The sequence below is a fragment of the Bradyrhizobium sp. CCGB20 genome (assembly GCF_024199855.1).
Taxonomy (GTDB): domain Bacteria; phylum Pseudomonadota; class Alphaproteobacteria; order Rhizobiales; family Xanthobacteraceae; genus Bradyrhizobium.
Genome location: NZ_JANADN010000001.1, coordinates 1748556 through 1764884 on the forward strand (window position 1 = coordinate 1748556; position 16329 = coordinate 1764884).

Annotated in this window: 6 protein-coding genes and 4 pseudogenes; 6 read left to right on the forward strand and 4 right to left on the reverse strand. The window is 58.8% G+C overall.

Annotated elements, in window-relative coordinates:
* Nucleotides 1-673 precede the first annotated feature (673 nt).
* Nucleotides 674-1425, reverse strand: a pseudogene (locus NLM15_RS08055) (IS5 family transposase).
* Between the two features lie 1360 nt (nucleotides 1426-2785).
* Here NLM15_RS08055 and NLM15_RS08060 point away from each other — a divergent pair.
* The 4 genes and pseudogenes from NLM15_RS08060 to NLM15_RS08080 all read left to right on the forward strand — a co-directional run bounded on the left by NLM15_RS08060 (nucleotide 2786) and on the right by NLM15_RS08080 (nucleotide 10326).
* Entirely contained in the window at nucleotides 2786-3982 is a 1197-nt protein-coding gene (locus NLM15_RS08060; protein ID WP_254116440.1) for an efflux RND transporter periplasmic adaptor subunit, read from the forward strand.
* Nucleotides 3983-3986: 4 nt separating this feature from the next.
* Nucleotides 3987-7094, forward strand: coding sequence for a multidrug efflux RND transporter permease subunit (locus NLM15_RS08065; RefSeq protein WP_254116441.1), 3108 nt, complete (start codon nucleotides 3987-3989; stop codon nucleotides 7092-7094).
* An 87-nt stretch (nucleotides 7095-7181) separates the two neighbouring features.
* Nucleotides 7182-7341, forward strand: a pseudogene (locus NLM15_RS08070) (IS3 family transposase); the annotation flags it as partial.
* Nucleotides 7342-8601: 1260 nt separating this feature from the next.
* Entirely contained in the window at nucleotides 8602-10326 is a 1725-nt protein-coding gene (locus NLM15_RS08080) for an outer membrane beta-barrel protein (protein WP_254116442.1), read from the forward strand.
* 588 nt (nucleotides 10327-10914) lie between these two features.
* Here NLM15_RS08080 and NLM15_RS08090 read toward each other — a convergent pair.
* Nucleotides 10915-11416 (reverse strand): annotated as a pseudogene (locus NLM15_RS08090) (transposase); the annotation flags it as partial.
* A gap of 55 nt (nucleotides 11417-11471) precedes the next feature.
* A complete protein-coding gene (locus tag NLM15_RS43725; RefSeq protein ID WP_375166825.1) occupies nucleotides 11472-12044 on the reverse strand; it encodes a group II intron maturase-specific domain-containing protein in 573 nt (190 codons plus the stop codon).
* A gap of 194 nt (nucleotides 12045-12238) precedes the next feature.
* Between NLM15_RS43725 and NLM15_RS43960 the strand changes: the two are divergent.
* Nucleotides 12239-12724, forward strand: a pseudogene (locus tag NLM15_RS43960) (hypothetical protein); the annotation flags it as partial.
* Nucleotides 12725-13717: 993 nt separating this feature from the next.
* On the forward strand, nucleotides 13718-13990 hold the full coding sequence (locus tag NLM15_RS08105) for a hypothetical protein (RefSeq protein WP_254116443.1): 273 nt from the start codon (nucleotides 13718-13720) through the stop codon (nucleotides 13988-13990).
* A gap of 637 nt (nucleotides 13991-14627) precedes the next feature.
* Here the strand turns inward: NLM15_RS08105 and NLM15_RS08110 are convergent.
* The gene (locus tag NLM15_RS08110; protein WP_254116444.1) at nucleotides 14628-15236 is read right to left on the reverse strand and encodes a hypothetical protein; all 609 of its coding nucleotides are present in this window, start codon (nucleotides 15234-15236) and stop codon (nucleotides 14628-14630) included.
* Between the last annotated feature and the right edge of the window lie 1093 nt (nucleotides 15237-16329).

A 16329-nucleotide genomic window follows, 5' to 3' on the forward strand; every position in this document is an offset into this window, starting at 1 on the left:
GCGGCCGCTAGGAGAGTGGCTCTTTACCCGATACTCTCTAGGCCGATCGGAGCATATGTTCGCGTGATGTGAGTCGCCGTAAAGCAGGTAATCTTGCTTGTAAAACAAAAGCTGGTGTTGAAGCGAGGATATCTCCCACGGATTCTTGCAGGCCGAAGTACGGGCCGCATTGGAATCTTCCTGTCTGTTGACACGAATACAGGCGTGGCCGGTTAGTACATCAACATTGGCTACACCTTGGGCTAGCAATATCAGCCCTTGCTCGGAGCAGGGCCCATTACGGCATCTAGGGCTGAGACTCGATCAGAGCCAGAAGGCGACGGCGGTTGCGAGCGCCACGGCGGACAGGGACAAGATGTAACCTGACGTAGCGTTAGATTTGCGTTTTGCATTCGCTCTGTTAAGCAGAAGGACGGCTGGGGTTAAGTTAAGGAAGTGACGCTCGAATGAAAAAATTCTTGTTTGTGACTGCGACCGCCATCGCGCTTGCAGCGACGGGGCCGGCTTTCGTCGCTGAGGCCGCAGGACTGGCCGACACCAATGCACAGCTCGACGATCCGTCAGGTTTTTGCAGCTCCAGCCCTTCGACGGAATGGCTCTGCCGGGTTTTTTCTTGCTTAACCGACCCGGAGTGCGTCCTAGGGTCCGTATCTAATTAAGGGCTGAGACTCGATCAGAGCCAGAAGGCGACGGCGGTTGCGAGCGCCACGGCGGACAGGAAATTGGCGGCGAGCTTGTCATAGCGGGTATGGACGCGCCGGAAGTCCTTGAGGCGGCAGAAGGCGTTCTCGATCAAGTGGCGGCCCCGGTAGCGCTGCTTGTCATATCGGATGGTGCGCCGGCGGTTGCGGCGGCCGGGTATGACGGGCGTGGCGCCTGCTTGGCGGGCGAGGCGGCGTAACCGGTCGGCGTCATAGCCTTTGTCACCCAGCAGGTATCGCATCGGCCCGGCCCGTTCGAGAAGCGCGGCAGCGGCCTTCATGTCGCTGACATTGCCGGGTGTCAGCATCAGGGCATAGGGACGGCCAATGACGTCAGTGAGCGCGTGGACCTTGGTCGTCCAGCCGCCGCGCGAGCGACCGATCGCCTGGGCCGCACGCCCCCCTTTGCTCCGAACGCCGCGCGTTGCGCCTTGATGTAGGTGCTGTCGATGGCGGTGCTCTTCGTGACCGCCCCTGCCTCCACCAGCGCGTCGAGCAGCTTGAGCCAGAAGCCTCGGCGCGACCAGCGGTTGAACCGATTGTAAATCGTTGTCGAAGGTCCGTAGTCGGCCGGGCAATCGCACCAGCGGCAACCGACCTTGAGCACGTGCAGGATGCCGGAGATCACGCGTCGGTCATCGACGCGCCGCGCGCCGGGCTGGTTCTTCGGCAGATGCGGCTCGATCGCCGCCCACGCCGCATCCGACAACCAGAACAACGCCATACGTCGCCTCCCGAGATCCACACCCTCTGAGAATCAGGAAAACCGAACCTGCTCAACCCGCTGATTGGGTTTTGACCCTAGTATCTACGCTTAACGGATTCATGTCGGTTGGGCGGAGCGGATGAGGTGCATTTATGACGCACGATTCCGACGGTGATGGCATTCGAGCCTCAGCGCGGATCATACCGGGCGCGGCTTGTGTTCGATCGCGATATCGGCCAGCTCTGCCAAAGAGCGCCCGATTTCGGCGGTCGGGATCAGAACCCGCGCGCCGTACCGCTTTTTTTGACACTTCAATTAAGTATCCAGGCCAATCCGGAACGAGAGTTGTCTAGGCGGCCGGCATCGCGACCAACCAATTCGGGTAGGCGCCTTGCGGATCTCATCCGGGATAAAATCCGGACCGGCTGCACGGGTAGAGAAATGACCGCATGCTTTGGTTTCGGCTCTGTCTCTGCCTCGGTTTCAGTCTTGGCCTACAGAGTTTGCGGGGTAGCCGGCCGGTCAGGGCGTTGACGTTCGGGCGAATGACAACGCCCTTATTGACCAGGTTAGATCAACTTGGCGAGCGCAGGATGGTGCGACGGCGGTCTCGACGGTAGCCCACTTCGTTCCCAGGGGATGGGCGGTTGGCCGAGACGGACATTGGCGAGCCCGTTGTCTTTATCATGGGCCAAACGCCGGTCTGCCAAGGACGAATATACGGTCACCTAGGAGGTAGCACCCGATGGCACAATGAAACTGTGGCTCCATATATACGAAACCAACGGAACGAGACTTGCAGGCGTTCGCACTTTCCCTTGTTGCTCACGAGTTGATAAACAACGAAAAGGCCGTGAACCATCGCTTTCTACATGACCACGCTGACTTTATCTTCATGACGACAACGCGAGGCAACTGAGCGATCTTCTGCGGCGCGGTCGTTGCATTTTTGGCGATCTTGTTAGGGGGCACTACTTACCGACGGTGGAGCAACAAACGGCCAAGGGCGACTTGTGGCGCGTTCAGCTTTCAGTCGACTGCGATTTTCAGGGGACTGCTAGGCATTCTACCCGCAACGTCATCATTCTCGAAAAGCGCGATGGGTAAGATTAGAAGTCTCAATCGCTCCTGGCTCAGCGTATCATGACTATGCCCAAGATTTTGTTTGATCATACGGAACCAGAAGATCAGGAAGCAATCGAGGCGGCGACGGCAGCCGTCCGGTCTGTCGATCTCAAAGAAGGATGAACTAGCATTGATTACCATGGGTAGGACGTAGCCGATCGACCCGAGATCCCAGCACGTGTGGGACGGTCTAACCGTCCCATCCCAACGAAGTTGATGCAGTCCGCGATCGGCTGGCACTCAAGGAAATAAAATGCACAGCACCAGACGTCTGCCGCGCGCGAGGGCATATCTGGCAGCGGCCGCATTCCTCTCGCTAACGCTTGATGGCGTTGCCGCGCAGCGAGGCGCGGAACTGCCTCCGCCAACGGTCAGCGTGATCGAAGTCAATGCGCATCCCGTTCCGGTCGTGAACGAGCTTCCGGGACGCGTCGCTGCGACGCGCATCTCCGAGGTTCGCGCGCGTGTTTCCGGAATCCTTCAGGCGCGTGTGTTCACGCAGGGTACTCCGGTCAAGGAAGGCGACCTCCTTTACCGCATCGATCCGAAGCTCTTCCGGGTGCGCGTGGCGAGCGCCGAAGCCTCGCTGCGCCGAGCCAGGGCCGTTCAGCAAAATGCGAGTCAGCAGTTCGAGCGCCAGAAGATTCTTCACGAGCGCGACGCCACCAGCGGTGTGAACCTGGATGCGGCAACCGCGACACTTGCCCAGGCCGATGCCGACGTTGCATTGGCCGAAGCTGCGCTCGCCGAGACGAAGATCAATCTCGACCACACCGAGGTTCGCGCGCCAATCAGTGGCCTCATCGGCGGCGCTCTCGTCACTGAGGGCGCGCTTGTCACCGCCGACGGAACGCAGAATCTGGCGCTGATCCAGCAGGTGGATTCGGTCTATATCGACTTCACGCAATCGGCGCAGGAGTTGCTCGCACTGAAGCGCGCGGTTGAGGAAGGCAAGCTCGCCAGCCCGGCGCCGGGAGAGGCTCGGGTCGAGCTCGTTTTCGACGACGGCAGCCTCTATCCGGAAGCGGGGCGGTTGCTGTTCGCGAGCGCCAGCGTCGATCCCACCACCGGGCAGGTCACTCTGCGCGCCCAGTTCTCCAACCCGAAGCACGACCTGCTGCCCGGCATGTTTGTTCGGGTGCGAACCGCGCAGGCAGTTCGCGAGGGCGCGATCACCATCCCTCAGCGTGCCGTAACCCGGGCACGCGACGGCAGGGCGCAGGTCTATCTCGTATCGGAAGGCGGGATTGCAGAGGCGCGTGACATCGAACTTGGACGGGCGCTCGACTCGGAATGGGTCGTCGAGGCCGGCCTAAAGGAGGGAGAGCGGGTCGTCGTCGAAGGCCTGCAGAAGGTCCACTCGGGCGGCAAGGTTGTGCCGGAGTCAAGGAAGCCTGCCGACCGGGAAGCAGGAATCTCTGCCGAGCAACCGAACAACCGAACAAGGTAAGTTGATGCCGCACTTCTTCATCAGGCGGCCGGTCCTGGCCTGGGTTTTTGCCCTGTTCATCTCCATTGCCGGCGTCATTGCGATTCCGCTGCTGCCGGTCGCGCAGTACCCCAAGGTCGCGCCGCCGCAACTGACGATTTCGACTTCGTATCCGGGGGCCTCGCCGCAGGAACTCTATCAGGGGGTCACGCGCCTGATCGAGGAGGAACTGAATGGCGCCGCGAGATTGATGTATTTCGAATCGACTTCGGACGCGTCAGGCTCGATCAGCATCAACGTATCTTTTGAGGCCGGCACAAGCGTCGAGCAGGCTTCGGTCGACGTGCAGAATAGGCTCCGGCGAATTCAATCCCGACTGCCGGCGGCGGTGACCGCGCAGGGCGTGACAGTGGAAGAGGCTTCAGCCGGGTTCCTCATGATCGTGTCGCTGACGTCCACCGACGGCAAGGTTGATGAAGTCGGGCTCGGCGACTACTTCAGTCGCAACGTCCTTGGCGAACTGCGCCGTCTTGGCGGAGTAGGCCGCGCGCAGCTGTTCGCCGCTCAACGCGCGATGCGCGTCTGGATCGATCCAGACAAGATGGTCGGCGTCAGGCTGACTGCCGCCGACATCAACAATGCGGTCCTGGCACAAAATGCCCAGGTTGCGGCCGGGCAGATCGGCGCATCACCGAATCCAGTCACGACCGACCTGACGGCGACCGTTCTCATCAAGGGGCAGCTCGCCAACGTCGAAGAATTCGGCAATATCGTTCTGCGGGCAAACCCGGACGGCAGCACGGTCCGGCTCAAGGATGTTGCGCGTCTCGAACTCGGCGCCGAGAACTACAACTTTTCCAGCCGCCTGAACGGCCAGCCGAGCGCAGCCGTCGGCATCCAGCTTTCCGGTAGCGGCAATGCGGTTGCGACGTCGCGTGCCGTCCACGCGAAAATGGAGGAATTGTCGCGGTTCTTCCCGCCCGGTGTGAAATACTCAGTGCCCTACGACACCAGTCCCTTCGTCGCCGCCTCGATCGAGAAAGTGCTGGAGACGTTGCTCGAAGCGGTGGCGCTCGTGTTCGTGGTAATGTTCGTCTTCCTGCAGAACTTCCGCTATACGCTGATCCCGACGCTCGTCGTGCCGATCGCGTTGCTCGGCACCGGCGCGGTCATGCTGGCGGCGGGGTTCTCCATCAACGTCCTGACCATGTTCGCGATGGTGCTCGCGATCGGAATCCTTGTCGATGACACCATCGTCGTCATCGAGAACGTCGAGCGTATTATGGCCGAGGAGGGCCTGTCACCGAAGGCCGCCACCAAAAAGGCTATGAACCAAATCACGGGGGCCATCCTCGGGATCACGCTCGTTCTTTCCTCCGTCTTCGTTCCGATGGCGTTCTTCCCTGGCTCGACGGGCATCATCTATCGCCAGTTCAGCCTGACCATGGTCGTTTCGATCCTGTTCTCGGCATTTCTGGCGCTGTCGCTAACGCCGGCACTTTGCGCGAGCTTCCTCAAACCGATCAAGCATGGTTATCATGAGAAGGGAGGAATTGGGCGCTGGTTCAACCGCAACTTCGAAGCATTGACCGACCGCTACACCGGCGCTGCAAGCGGTAGCGTGCGGAGCGCCGGACGCATGATGATGATCTACCTCGCCCTGGTCATCGGCCTTGGCTGCTTTTTCGTCAGCCTCCCCAGCGCCTTCCTCCCAAATGAGGACCAGAGCTATCTGGTCGTCGACATTCAGGGCCCGCCGGAATCCAGCGCCAACCGGACCCTGGCGTCGATCAAGCAGATCGAGGCGCTTCTCAAGTCTGAGCCTGCCATACGCGATATCGTGGCCATTCAGGGATACAGCTTCTCGGGCAACGGCGCGAACGCCGCCTTGATGTTCGTCACCCTCAAAAACTGGAGCGAGCGGGGCGAGGGCCAGGCCGCCCAGGAGATTGCCGACCGGGCCAACGGGCAATTGCTTACATTGAAGGACGCGACCAGCTTCGCGCTTTCACCGCCGCCGATCGAGGGCTTCGGCAACACTAGCGGCTTTGCCTTTCGGCTTCAGGATCGCAAGGGTCTGGGTCAGGCAGCACTGGCGGAAGCGGCGGCCGAGTTGATTGAGAAGGCCGCCAAGAGTCAGATGCTAGCAGGCCTTCGTATTGAAGGATTGTCCGACGCCGCGCAAGTGTTGCTCATTATCGATCGCGAAAAGGCCAACACGTTCGGCGTGACCTTCGCCGACATCAACAACTCCATCACAGCCAATCTCGGATCGTCCTACATTAACGACTTCCCGAACGCCGGTCGCATGCAGCGGGTCATCATCCAGGCTCGGGGGTACGACCGGCTTCGGGTGGAGGATCTGCTGAAGCTCAACGTCCGCAATGCGAGCGGCGGGATGGTGCCCTTATCCTCGTTTGCCATGGCGCAGTGGCGGAAGGGCCCGCCGCAGATCGTTGGATATAACGGTTATCCGACGGTGCGCATCGCGGGCGAGCCGGCTGCAGGTCATTCGTCGGGTGCAGCGGTCGCCGAGATGGAAAGACTTGTCTCCGAGTTGCCGAATGGTATCGGTTCCGAATGGACCGGACAGTCGCTGGAAGAGATCAAATCAGGATCGCAGGCGCCAATTCTGTTCGGCCTAAGCATCCTCTTCGTCTTCCTGCTGCTCGCCGGCCTCTACGAAAGCTGGTCGATCCCGCTCTCAGTGATGCTCGTCGTGCCGCTTGGCGCAATCGGTTGCGTCTTGGCCGTGATGCTCCGCGGATTGCCGAACGACCTCTACTTCAAGGTCGGACTGATCGCCATCATCGGCCTGTCAGCGAAGAATGCCATCCTTATCGTCGAGTTTGCCAAGGACTACTACGCTGAAGGCCAATCGCTAGCTGATGCCGTAGTTGAGGCCGCTCGCGTCCGCTTCCGGCCCATCATCATGACGTCCCTCGCCTTCACGCTCGGCGTCGTCCCGTTCGCCATCGCATCGGGCGCCAGCGCAGCTAGCCAGAATGCTATCGGGACCGGCGTTCTCGGCGGCATGATCTCGGCGACGGTTCTTGCGATCTTCTTTGTCCCCGCCTTCTTCGCGTTCATTCTGCGAGTGATGCGGACAAGAAGGACGGGCTTCGAACGATGATGCTGCAGTCGAGCTTCGTTTGCTGTTCGCCGTCAACGCCTGTGAGACAAATTGAGGGATTTTGCGGAAGGAGGATGCGCCGCCTGGGGCGAAACGGCGCGCGCGTCGACCTCTGGCGAGGTGAAGGATCTCCGCCGAGAGACTGTGGCCTTGAAGGGGGCCGTGGCCGATCTGACTATGGAGAACCGGCTGCTCAAAAAAGCACGAACGGCGATGGGGAGGACGAGGCATGAGATATCCCGCCTCCGCGATCGGTCTGCCAGCGCATGCTTGGCACAAGATCACGTGGCGTGAGGGCACGGCAGAACCGCTGTCTTCGCGTTTTGCCCGTGTGCGCGTCCGTCTGTCACATCGAGATTACTGGCTCGCCGAATGCCGGCACGAGGAATGGCTGCTGATCGAGTGGCTGAGGGCGAGGCAGCACCAACCAAATATTGGTTTTCAACGCTTGCGGTCAACATTGTATTTCGTCGGCTGGTCGATATTGCAGCAAGCTGCGCTGGCGCATCGAGCGCGACTACCACGAACTCAAATAGGAGTTTGGCCTTGGTCACTTCGAGGGGCGAAGCTGGCGTGGCTTCCACGACCACGCACATTGTGCATTGCCGCCTGCGGATTTCTAGTCTCCGAGCGAGAGACGAGTCCCTCTCAGAAACAGCCGCCACCAAGCCTTCAAGGAAGTTGCTATTCCCGAAACCTATCGGCCGAGGGGATCCGCCATTGCGGCCTGAACGGCACGTCCCGAATTCGATTGCGACCGTCCGATGAAGATTGAGCGCTGCGCTCGTCGTCACACTATCTCGATGCCCTTGTTGCATCAGGGCAATCTCAAGTCAAAGTAGCTAAGGAAATTTATGACGCAGTAAGACTAGGATGTGCAGACATTATGCGAGTGAAGTGTGTGGACCACCGTTAGAAAGGTCACACCTGTCCTCATTAGACCGTATGTTCGCCCTCTGAGGTGACGTCTTTCGGGTCGGCTCGAATGCTTCCTGCTCTTTCGGGTGTGCAAGCTTAAACCTCCGGTACAGACGTTGCGATAAGCTTGGCGAAGAAGGATTGCGGCTCCCAATCTTGCCCTTCGCGGAATAGTACATGATCGGCCGATGGGCGCGCTTGTCTCCCTCGACTATCGGGACCAAGCGCTCAAACTGTTCGAACTGGACAAAGCTCGGGCCCGGGAAGGGCACGGATGTTGTCCCTCACGGCTGCCGAGCTTGGCACAGATGGCGGTGCTGCCTTACCGAAGTTCAAGGACCCTGATCGGTATTGTGGCGCCCCGGCTGCGCCAGCTGTCGGTCTTGAGACCAATGTCAGCAATTTGACCTACACGCCACCACGAAGTGCCTCCATAACCTACGAATTCACTTCGGCACGTAACTTGCTCAGTTCACCGCATCATCAACAATCGCAGTGCGATGATCTTCGGGACGGACTTGGCGCAACTCGCTGTTAGCGTCTGGTCCGCCCGACGGATGCTGAGGCGATAAGTTAAGGGCGCTCGGTTGTGGACGAAGAAAACGCAGGGATGTGTCTGCTGCGATCTCGAGTTCTTCTTTTGGGAGCGACGACAATTGCGCTCGTCGCAAGCGACGCAGCCAATGCGGCAGACCTTGTGCCAGTAGTGAACCTGCCAGCGGCGGTGTGGAGCTGGTCCGGGGGTTATATTGGCGGCCACGTCGGAGGCGGCTACGGCCGAACCTCCTTCAGCAATCCGTACGGTCCTTCAATCTATGGCGACGTCGTCGATACCCCAGTATTCCTCGCAGGTGGTCAGGTCGGGTACAACTGGCAGAACAACGGCTGGGTGTTTGGCGTCGAACTTGATGTCAGCGGTGATGTCTCCGACGGCACAAATACCTGCCTCGCCGCGTCCGGCTTTCTCGTGAGCGCAAACTGCAAGGCAGGTCCCAACGTATTTGTTACCGGGACCGGTCGCGTCGGTTACGCGTTTGGCGCGCTGGGTCACACGCTGGCCTACCTCAAGGGGGGCGTTGCTTGGCAAAACAATCGCGGCCACATCTTTAACAACTTTGAAGGCCTCGCGCCACAGCAGAAGACCGACTTCGACTATGGTCGCCTCGGTGGCATCATCGGGCTGGGCGCCGAGCAAGCGCTTACGCCTGCATGGTCGGTCAAAGTAGAGTACGACTATCTGCATTTTGGTGGGCCGAGTGTCGCTACTCCTCCCACCGTGCAGTCTCCGCCGTTTGCGATTCTTCCGGCGAATACAACGGGCCTATCCAGCAATTATCACATCGCAAAAATCGGATTGAACTACCACTTTGGAGCCGCCCCGTGGACGCAGTGGTCCGATGCACCGCTGTACGCGAAAGCGCCCGCCGGCGCGCCGCCGATTGCTTACGCCGCCGGTTGGTTGTTCGAAGGCGGATCGCGGCTCTGGCTCAGCCGGGGACGATTCCAATGGAACGCTAGCGCTGTGCCCCTCGAGATCGCTGCTGGAGATCCTAACATTCTTATATCAAGGCTCACCTACCACGGCCTCGACGGGCTTTCCGGGGACGCATTTGGCCGTGTTGATAGCCCGTGGGGAGTATTCCTGAAGGGCAATATTGGCCTTGGACGCTTCAACAAAGGAAACATGAATGATGAAGATTGGGGCTCGCCCTATGTCAACACGATATCAGGCCAGGCAAACGGGAGGTTCAGCTATTACACGGGCGATGCCGGTTACGATTTCTTGCGCGGCGCCGACTACAAGTTCGGCGGATTTATCGGCTGGAGCTACTACGAACAGAGCTCCGACTCGAGGGGGTGTGTACAGATCGCCAACCCGATGACTAGATGCCTGCCACCCGGCGACGCCAGGGTCGTTGGCAGCCAGAATATTCAGTGGAATGCGCCTCGCATCGGCCTAAGTGCCGAAACCATGCTCACCGAGCAATGGCGTTTGAGCACGGACGTCGCTTACCTGCCCTGGGTCGATTTCAAAGGGCGTGACAATCATCTCTTGCGCCCGACGACCACCTTCGCTGAACAACGCGGGAATGGTGGCGGCGGCGTCCATATTGAAGGCGTGTTATCCTACTTCATCACCAAACACTTCAGCGTCGGCGTCGGCGCGCGCTACTGGGCCATGTGGACCAAAAAAGACAGCGAAGTGACATGCACAGGCTGTGGTGGCCCGGGAATAACCACTGGGACTCAGTTCTCCAAATTCAGTATGGAGCGCTGGGGTACGTTTTTTCAGGCTTCCTATAGGTTCGATTGAAATGATCAGCGAAGCTCCGAGCATTCCACGCCATCCTGAAGCTTTTGTAAACGGTATGAGACGTTTCGGTGCTAACGTTCTGCCGCGGTATCCTACATCGTGGCGTATGGTGCGACCGTCGGAAAAGAGGCACCGGGAGCACGAAGGTGCGGGCAGGCCGATACACACGATGAGCCGAGAGCTCGAGTTAGGGTCTGGACCTAGTTAGCGAACTCTGATTCCCTCGAGTCAGATTGATTCCGCGGGGGACTTCGATGCGCAAAGGACCGTCTGGCTCAATGATAAGCAATGGGCTCTGATAGAGCCGCATTCGCCAACGAACCAGACCGGTTCGGAGCGCGACGACGATCGACGCAACATTAGCGGAGAATTTCGATTTCTCGATTCCTAGAAGCGTGCGCACACCTTCTCACTCGAATGGCTCTTCGCGAAGATTGATCGCAGCCTCCACAAGGCGCAGAGATTGAAGCTGATTCCCTGCCGTGAGAATTCCATCAAGCTGTGTCTTGAATGGCTTGTCCTCGTCAGATAATTTGAAACTGATTAGGCGGTTTGGGAAGGGAGGCTCTAGTTCATGCGGGTTAGAGTTTAAACGGCCTGCAACCGATGCTGCAAGCGTCGGTTTGTGGTGTCGCGCTTGATGCGGTTGCGCTCTGCAAGGATCGCCTCGGCCCTGCCGAAGTAGAAGTCGGCTGGTGTGAGGTTGTCGATGCTCTCGTGGTAGCGAACGTGATTGTAGTGCTCGACAAAGGCCCCTACCTGCCGTTCGAGATCGCCAGAAGGGTAGTAATTGTCGAGCAGAATGCGGTTCTTCAGGGTCTGATGCCAGCGCTCGATCTTCCCCGATGATACCGAGCGCCTTGGACATGCTGCATGCCCTTCTGGTCGAGCCACATGGCCAGATCGTCTGCCACGTAACTTGAGCCATTGTCGCTCAAAGCCTTGTGACGGTGATGTGGTCGAAGCCGGACGCTGCGAGTGCCTGATCGAGCGTGGCCGTGACGTCGGAGGCGCACATGGTCGGACCAAGCCTCCAGGCCACGTTGTAGCGCGAGAAGTCGTCGAGCACGGTCGAGAGATAGTACCAACCCCGCTGGTGATCTTGAATGGAGTAAGAAGCGCACGAGCGCTTCTCCTCCCCGAACCTATGGGCACCTTTCAGCGCATACGGCTCTCCGTTCAAGTCTGGCCCGTGGCCGTTGCGACATCAATGATATCGCGAGGTGATGGTCTTCCTGGGCTCCTCCCTGAAGATGTAGGGATTTGCTTCCGGGTTTCTCCATCGGAACTGCTTCTTTGGACTGGATACCAATCGGTGCAATGCTCCCGACACGGGCCTCGTTCACGACCCCGTGGACAAACCTGGTCTTGGCCTGCCCAGCGACTGGTGCTCGATACCAGCTTCGCATCAATGGTTTGATGCGATTCCGATACTTTCTCGCAAGCCAGAGCGCCGTTTTCCAAAACACGACATGATCGACGTGCCGTAACGTGGTCGCAGTGAAGTTCGTGTACTTGTAGAAGGCCGCCGAGCCCCGCAGTTGGCGGTTCAGGCGGCCCCGTATCGACCTTGGCAAGATCATGGTCACCAGAGAGGACCTTCGACAATCTTCGTGCGAATGCCTTGGCCTTCTCTTTGGGTATGGTCGTGACGACCGCCATCCGCCCGCTTGATCCCCCTTTGCGAATGATCCGATGCCCCAGAAAGACGAAGCCATCGTTGACGTGGGTGATATGGGTTTTCTCCATATTCAGCGTCAACTTGCCTTCCAGAAAGGCCCGGCACTCCTTGCGGACGGCCTCAGCATAGGCGTTCGTCCCTTTGACGATGACGTCAGCATAGCGACAATAGGCTACAGCAGGTTTCCACTCGCGGTTCTCGCGAACCGTGATCGGACGCACCTGTTGAATGCCGATAGCACTGCGACCGCATGACGGCTGCGGCTTCATCAAGGCCTCGCTGAGCGAGCGTATGCTCGCCGTTCGCCGTGCCGGCCCGAAGGAAAGTCCCGATCGGATGCCGGCCTATGGCGAAGCAAGGAGATCGTCCGTGCCGGCCTCGGCGCTGCAACATTATCCTCGTAGTGAGTGAGTGGCGGGCGAGGCGCGCGAGAAAGCCAAGGCTTGGCTGGAGAGCAGAGGCGGGGAAAGCCTGATAGGCGAGCATCTGTTTCGTACGGTGACAGCAGGCCACATCGACGGTTCCGGCGCGTTGCCGTCCCGTCCAGTGACGATTACCTCCATGTGCCAGAGCGCAAGAGCGAGACGTTGACGGGAATGGGGGCGTGCTGATCGGGCGGTCTCCCTATGACAATCCCAACCTGCGCCCGCTTGCCTACGAACGCGTCAAGTCGGCAGCTGATGGGATCCGACTGCGGCATTCCTCGATAGATGCGTAGAAGAAATGGCCGGTCGCGCTTTTCGCCTCGGTGCCTTCAGCGGCCGAATATCTAGGAGCAAGATAGGCCACGAGCTGGCCGCCACTCACCCTCAACTATTCCGGACCAGTTCTAAGCATCATAATCTGAGAAATTAAACGTACCTAAACTCGGAGCCATGGCCGGTTGGGCCACTTCGCGATGCAGCGACGATATTGCACCTGATTATCCCCAGAGATAATGTGCGGTGACTTCGGCTTAATCATTCCCGCTAAGTTTTTTTTGGCAGGTGGACTTTTCTGTTTCAATCGCCTTCGTTGTACACTCACAGGACTAGGACCGCAGACGGAGCGAGGAATGCTATCCGCTCGAGAGCAGACGCAGTCTGCTCACTCGATGCTTGGCATTCATGACCCGAGGTGGTCACGTGGCTGCGCGGCCTGAGCGCGGTAAGGGGTGCCAGCTATCAATGCTGCGCCAACGGTGAAAGGCGCACTCAGAGATGGCGCAACGAAATGCATCGTGAACCTACGCAATGCTCTTTGTGCCATGTGCCTTGTTGGCCTGGTCGGCAGCGGCTCGGCGTAGGCGGGAACCAACGACATCCTGATCGGACTTGCCAGCAAGATCACCTATGGTCCTGAAGGCCAAGCGAAGGGCGCCCCGGGTAACGACGCCGTGCTGGTCATTGATGTTTCCGCCCGGGCCAAACCCAAGATTCGCGCCCGCGTGCCGGTGGCGAACTCCCTGTTGGGGCCGCCACTAATTTGCAGAGCACACCCGACTCAGGTCGGGGCCTGTCGATTTCGAAGGGCGATCTCGCGTTGATTGCCAATCGAGAGGGCAAAAAGTGTCTCTGTTGTCTCGATCCAGGGTACGACGGTCACGGCCGTCCGCGAAGTGCCGGTGGAGCAGCAGGCCGCGGCTGTAGTCATCGCGCCTGACGGCAAGCGCGCCTTCGTCTGCCTCATCTCGCGAACAAAATCGAGGTTTTGGCAATCGATGGACAAGACGTGACCTACGACAATTCGATGGACATTCCTTCGGCATTCAACCCCTACAACATCGACATCACGCCGGACGGAGAATACGTCATTGCCTCAAACACCGCCGCACTGAAGAACAACGCTGATGCGGCGGTGATTATCGAAGCAACCGGCCCACATCCCCACGTGATCGACTTGATGAGCCCCGGTGTCGGACCGGAAGGTTTCTTGATAGCGCCCGATGGAAGACCGCAGCTACCCCGCTCCTGCCTGGCAGTTCGACTAAGAGCGGCGAACTAGTTCTGATGTCGATGGCACTGGCGGTAGCCTGACAGTGACAGCGCGTGCGCCGCTTGGCCGCCTGCCGGAGGACGTCGCTTACAGCCCAAACAGCGACTACCTCTATGTGGCCAACTATGTGGACAGGGACCTGCAGGTATTTAACCTCGCTGGCGGCAAGCTGGCCGAGACGGATCCAGCTTGAAGCTGCCGGGTCAACCGGCGTTCATGCGTGCGCCTGATCAAGCTCTCTATGGATGGCCGTGGTTGTTGGATGGACAAGGTCTTCATCAAGCGGCTATGACGGTCGCTCAAGCATCAGGACATCTGTCTCAAGGGCTATGCGGACGGCAACGAGGCCAAGACAGGGTTGCGAGCTGGATCGGCTTCTACAACGATCGCCTTATCAGGCGCACGACTATCGCACGCCGATGGCGCTTTGGCGCGAACGGATGCAGGCCAGCGAAGGCTGTGGAAATGGTGGACGACGCTGATGCGTTGAAACATGCCCACTGCAACTGCAGCAGACAGAGAGTCTGGCAATGTGATAGAAACGGGTCAGGAGCGGTCAGTTTCCAACTAACAACCGGTCCGATCGGCCCCGCTCCGCGAGTCCATTTCAATATTACAAGTCTGTGCCACGACTCGATACCGTCGGTCAGCTGTTACCCTGGGATGAAACTCGCGTTCGCAGCGCAATCTGTGAGGTCGTCCATTCCCTCAGAGCGCGCGACGTCAGATAGGTATTGGCCAGTTTTCTCCAAGCCTTCCCAGCCTCTATCCAGCAGCTTCGCCGGATGGAAAACTCGTCAAGTATTCTCTGCGCAGTTGAAACGAAGCCTGCAGCGTCAGACCTCGCGTCACGCTCAGCCTCCTCGAGAGCTTTACGAAGAACCTCTTCGGACCGCGTCCACCCTGCCTCAGTAAACCTACGTTCCGCGAAATGCTCGAAGCAGGATCTGAACTTCAAAGCACGGCTGAGAACGGTATAGGTTGGTAGATTCACCTCGGTCAGCCACTGCCTGAGGGAAGCTGTTCGCTCTTGGCCGCTATAATCGATAAACTCAGAAATGTCGAACACCATAAACGCTGCCATATTAGCAACTTCGCTTTGTACCTCTGCGTCCTGCTTTTCGAGCCAATCACTGATTATTTGCAATGGCGTCATCAGTTGGCCCAATGACGGGCCTGCCAACTGAACGCGGGTTTGATGGAGTGGAAACACCGCATTGAGCAGCGACGCAGCGATATCACTTCGATCATCCATGCTGCCTCCTGCGCAAAGCGAACGGTCTTTCCTCATGTATAGGTTGGATACTACTGAAGACAGCTGCGAGTCAGCTACCAAGGTTGGTTGGCCTCGGATTGTTTGTGCGCAGCGTTGGGAGCACCGTTAGAAGAGCAGCTTTGGCAAGAGTGTGCTCGCGATGGACGACCAGTCGGACGACATAGGATGACCGTTGTCGCCGCGTATCGAAGGCATGCTTGCGTAAGCCGAAAGCGCTGGCGGGACGAGCTGAAGGTACCGATCGTCGCGGAGAGTCCAAGCCAGGCGCGGTTGTGACCGAAATCGCGCGCCGCCACGACTGCCGACCCCAGCAGCCATTGCTGTGTGGTGAACCTGTAACATGCGTTGGGCAGCATTATATACTACTCGAACTTGTAGATAGTAGCACCTCGTTGCCGATATCCTTGGCGGCACTTGGAATGCGGCATTTAAGGAGGTTCACGTTTTCTAGGGGCAGCGGAATCCGTTTCTTCCTTGAGGTAAGTCAGCATGGTGTTACAGGCGTCCTCGGCCTCAGCGAAGCTTTGGAGGGGCGAACCTAGAACCCTGATCGCGCCACGGCTCGGGTCGAGCGGACGCCACGACGCGACGTAGCCCAACCTTCCGAAAAAGCCTGGTCCAGAGGGGCTCTGGAAGCTGATCACGAACGAATAGTCGTCGCTGCTTGCGCTCCATATTTCCATGTCTTCGACTGCACGATGGAATTCGAGGGGCATCAGGGGCCGTTCGCCGGGCCAGCTGAAAACGAAACTGCTGCGGGCGGACGCCGGGCCGGGTCAATACACGGCAGCTCTGGGTAAATCGTGTTTCGTCGCCAAGCCATGGCATCGCTTCCCCTTATACCCACGGCAACACGAGGCGTCATTCCGCTAGTACTGTCAAGACGTGTAAATGTGCCCGTCCGGGAGTCGTCGACGACATTCGAACTTGACGGGGCAGAATTGCCAAGATGGCAAAAGAATTAGCGCAATTCGAAGGCCGAAGAAGGTCAGGCATACGTTTGATTGTATCAGGGCTGTTTTGAATCAGGATGCAGAAGCGATGGAGAGGCTCGCTCCCCTTCGTCGGTGTG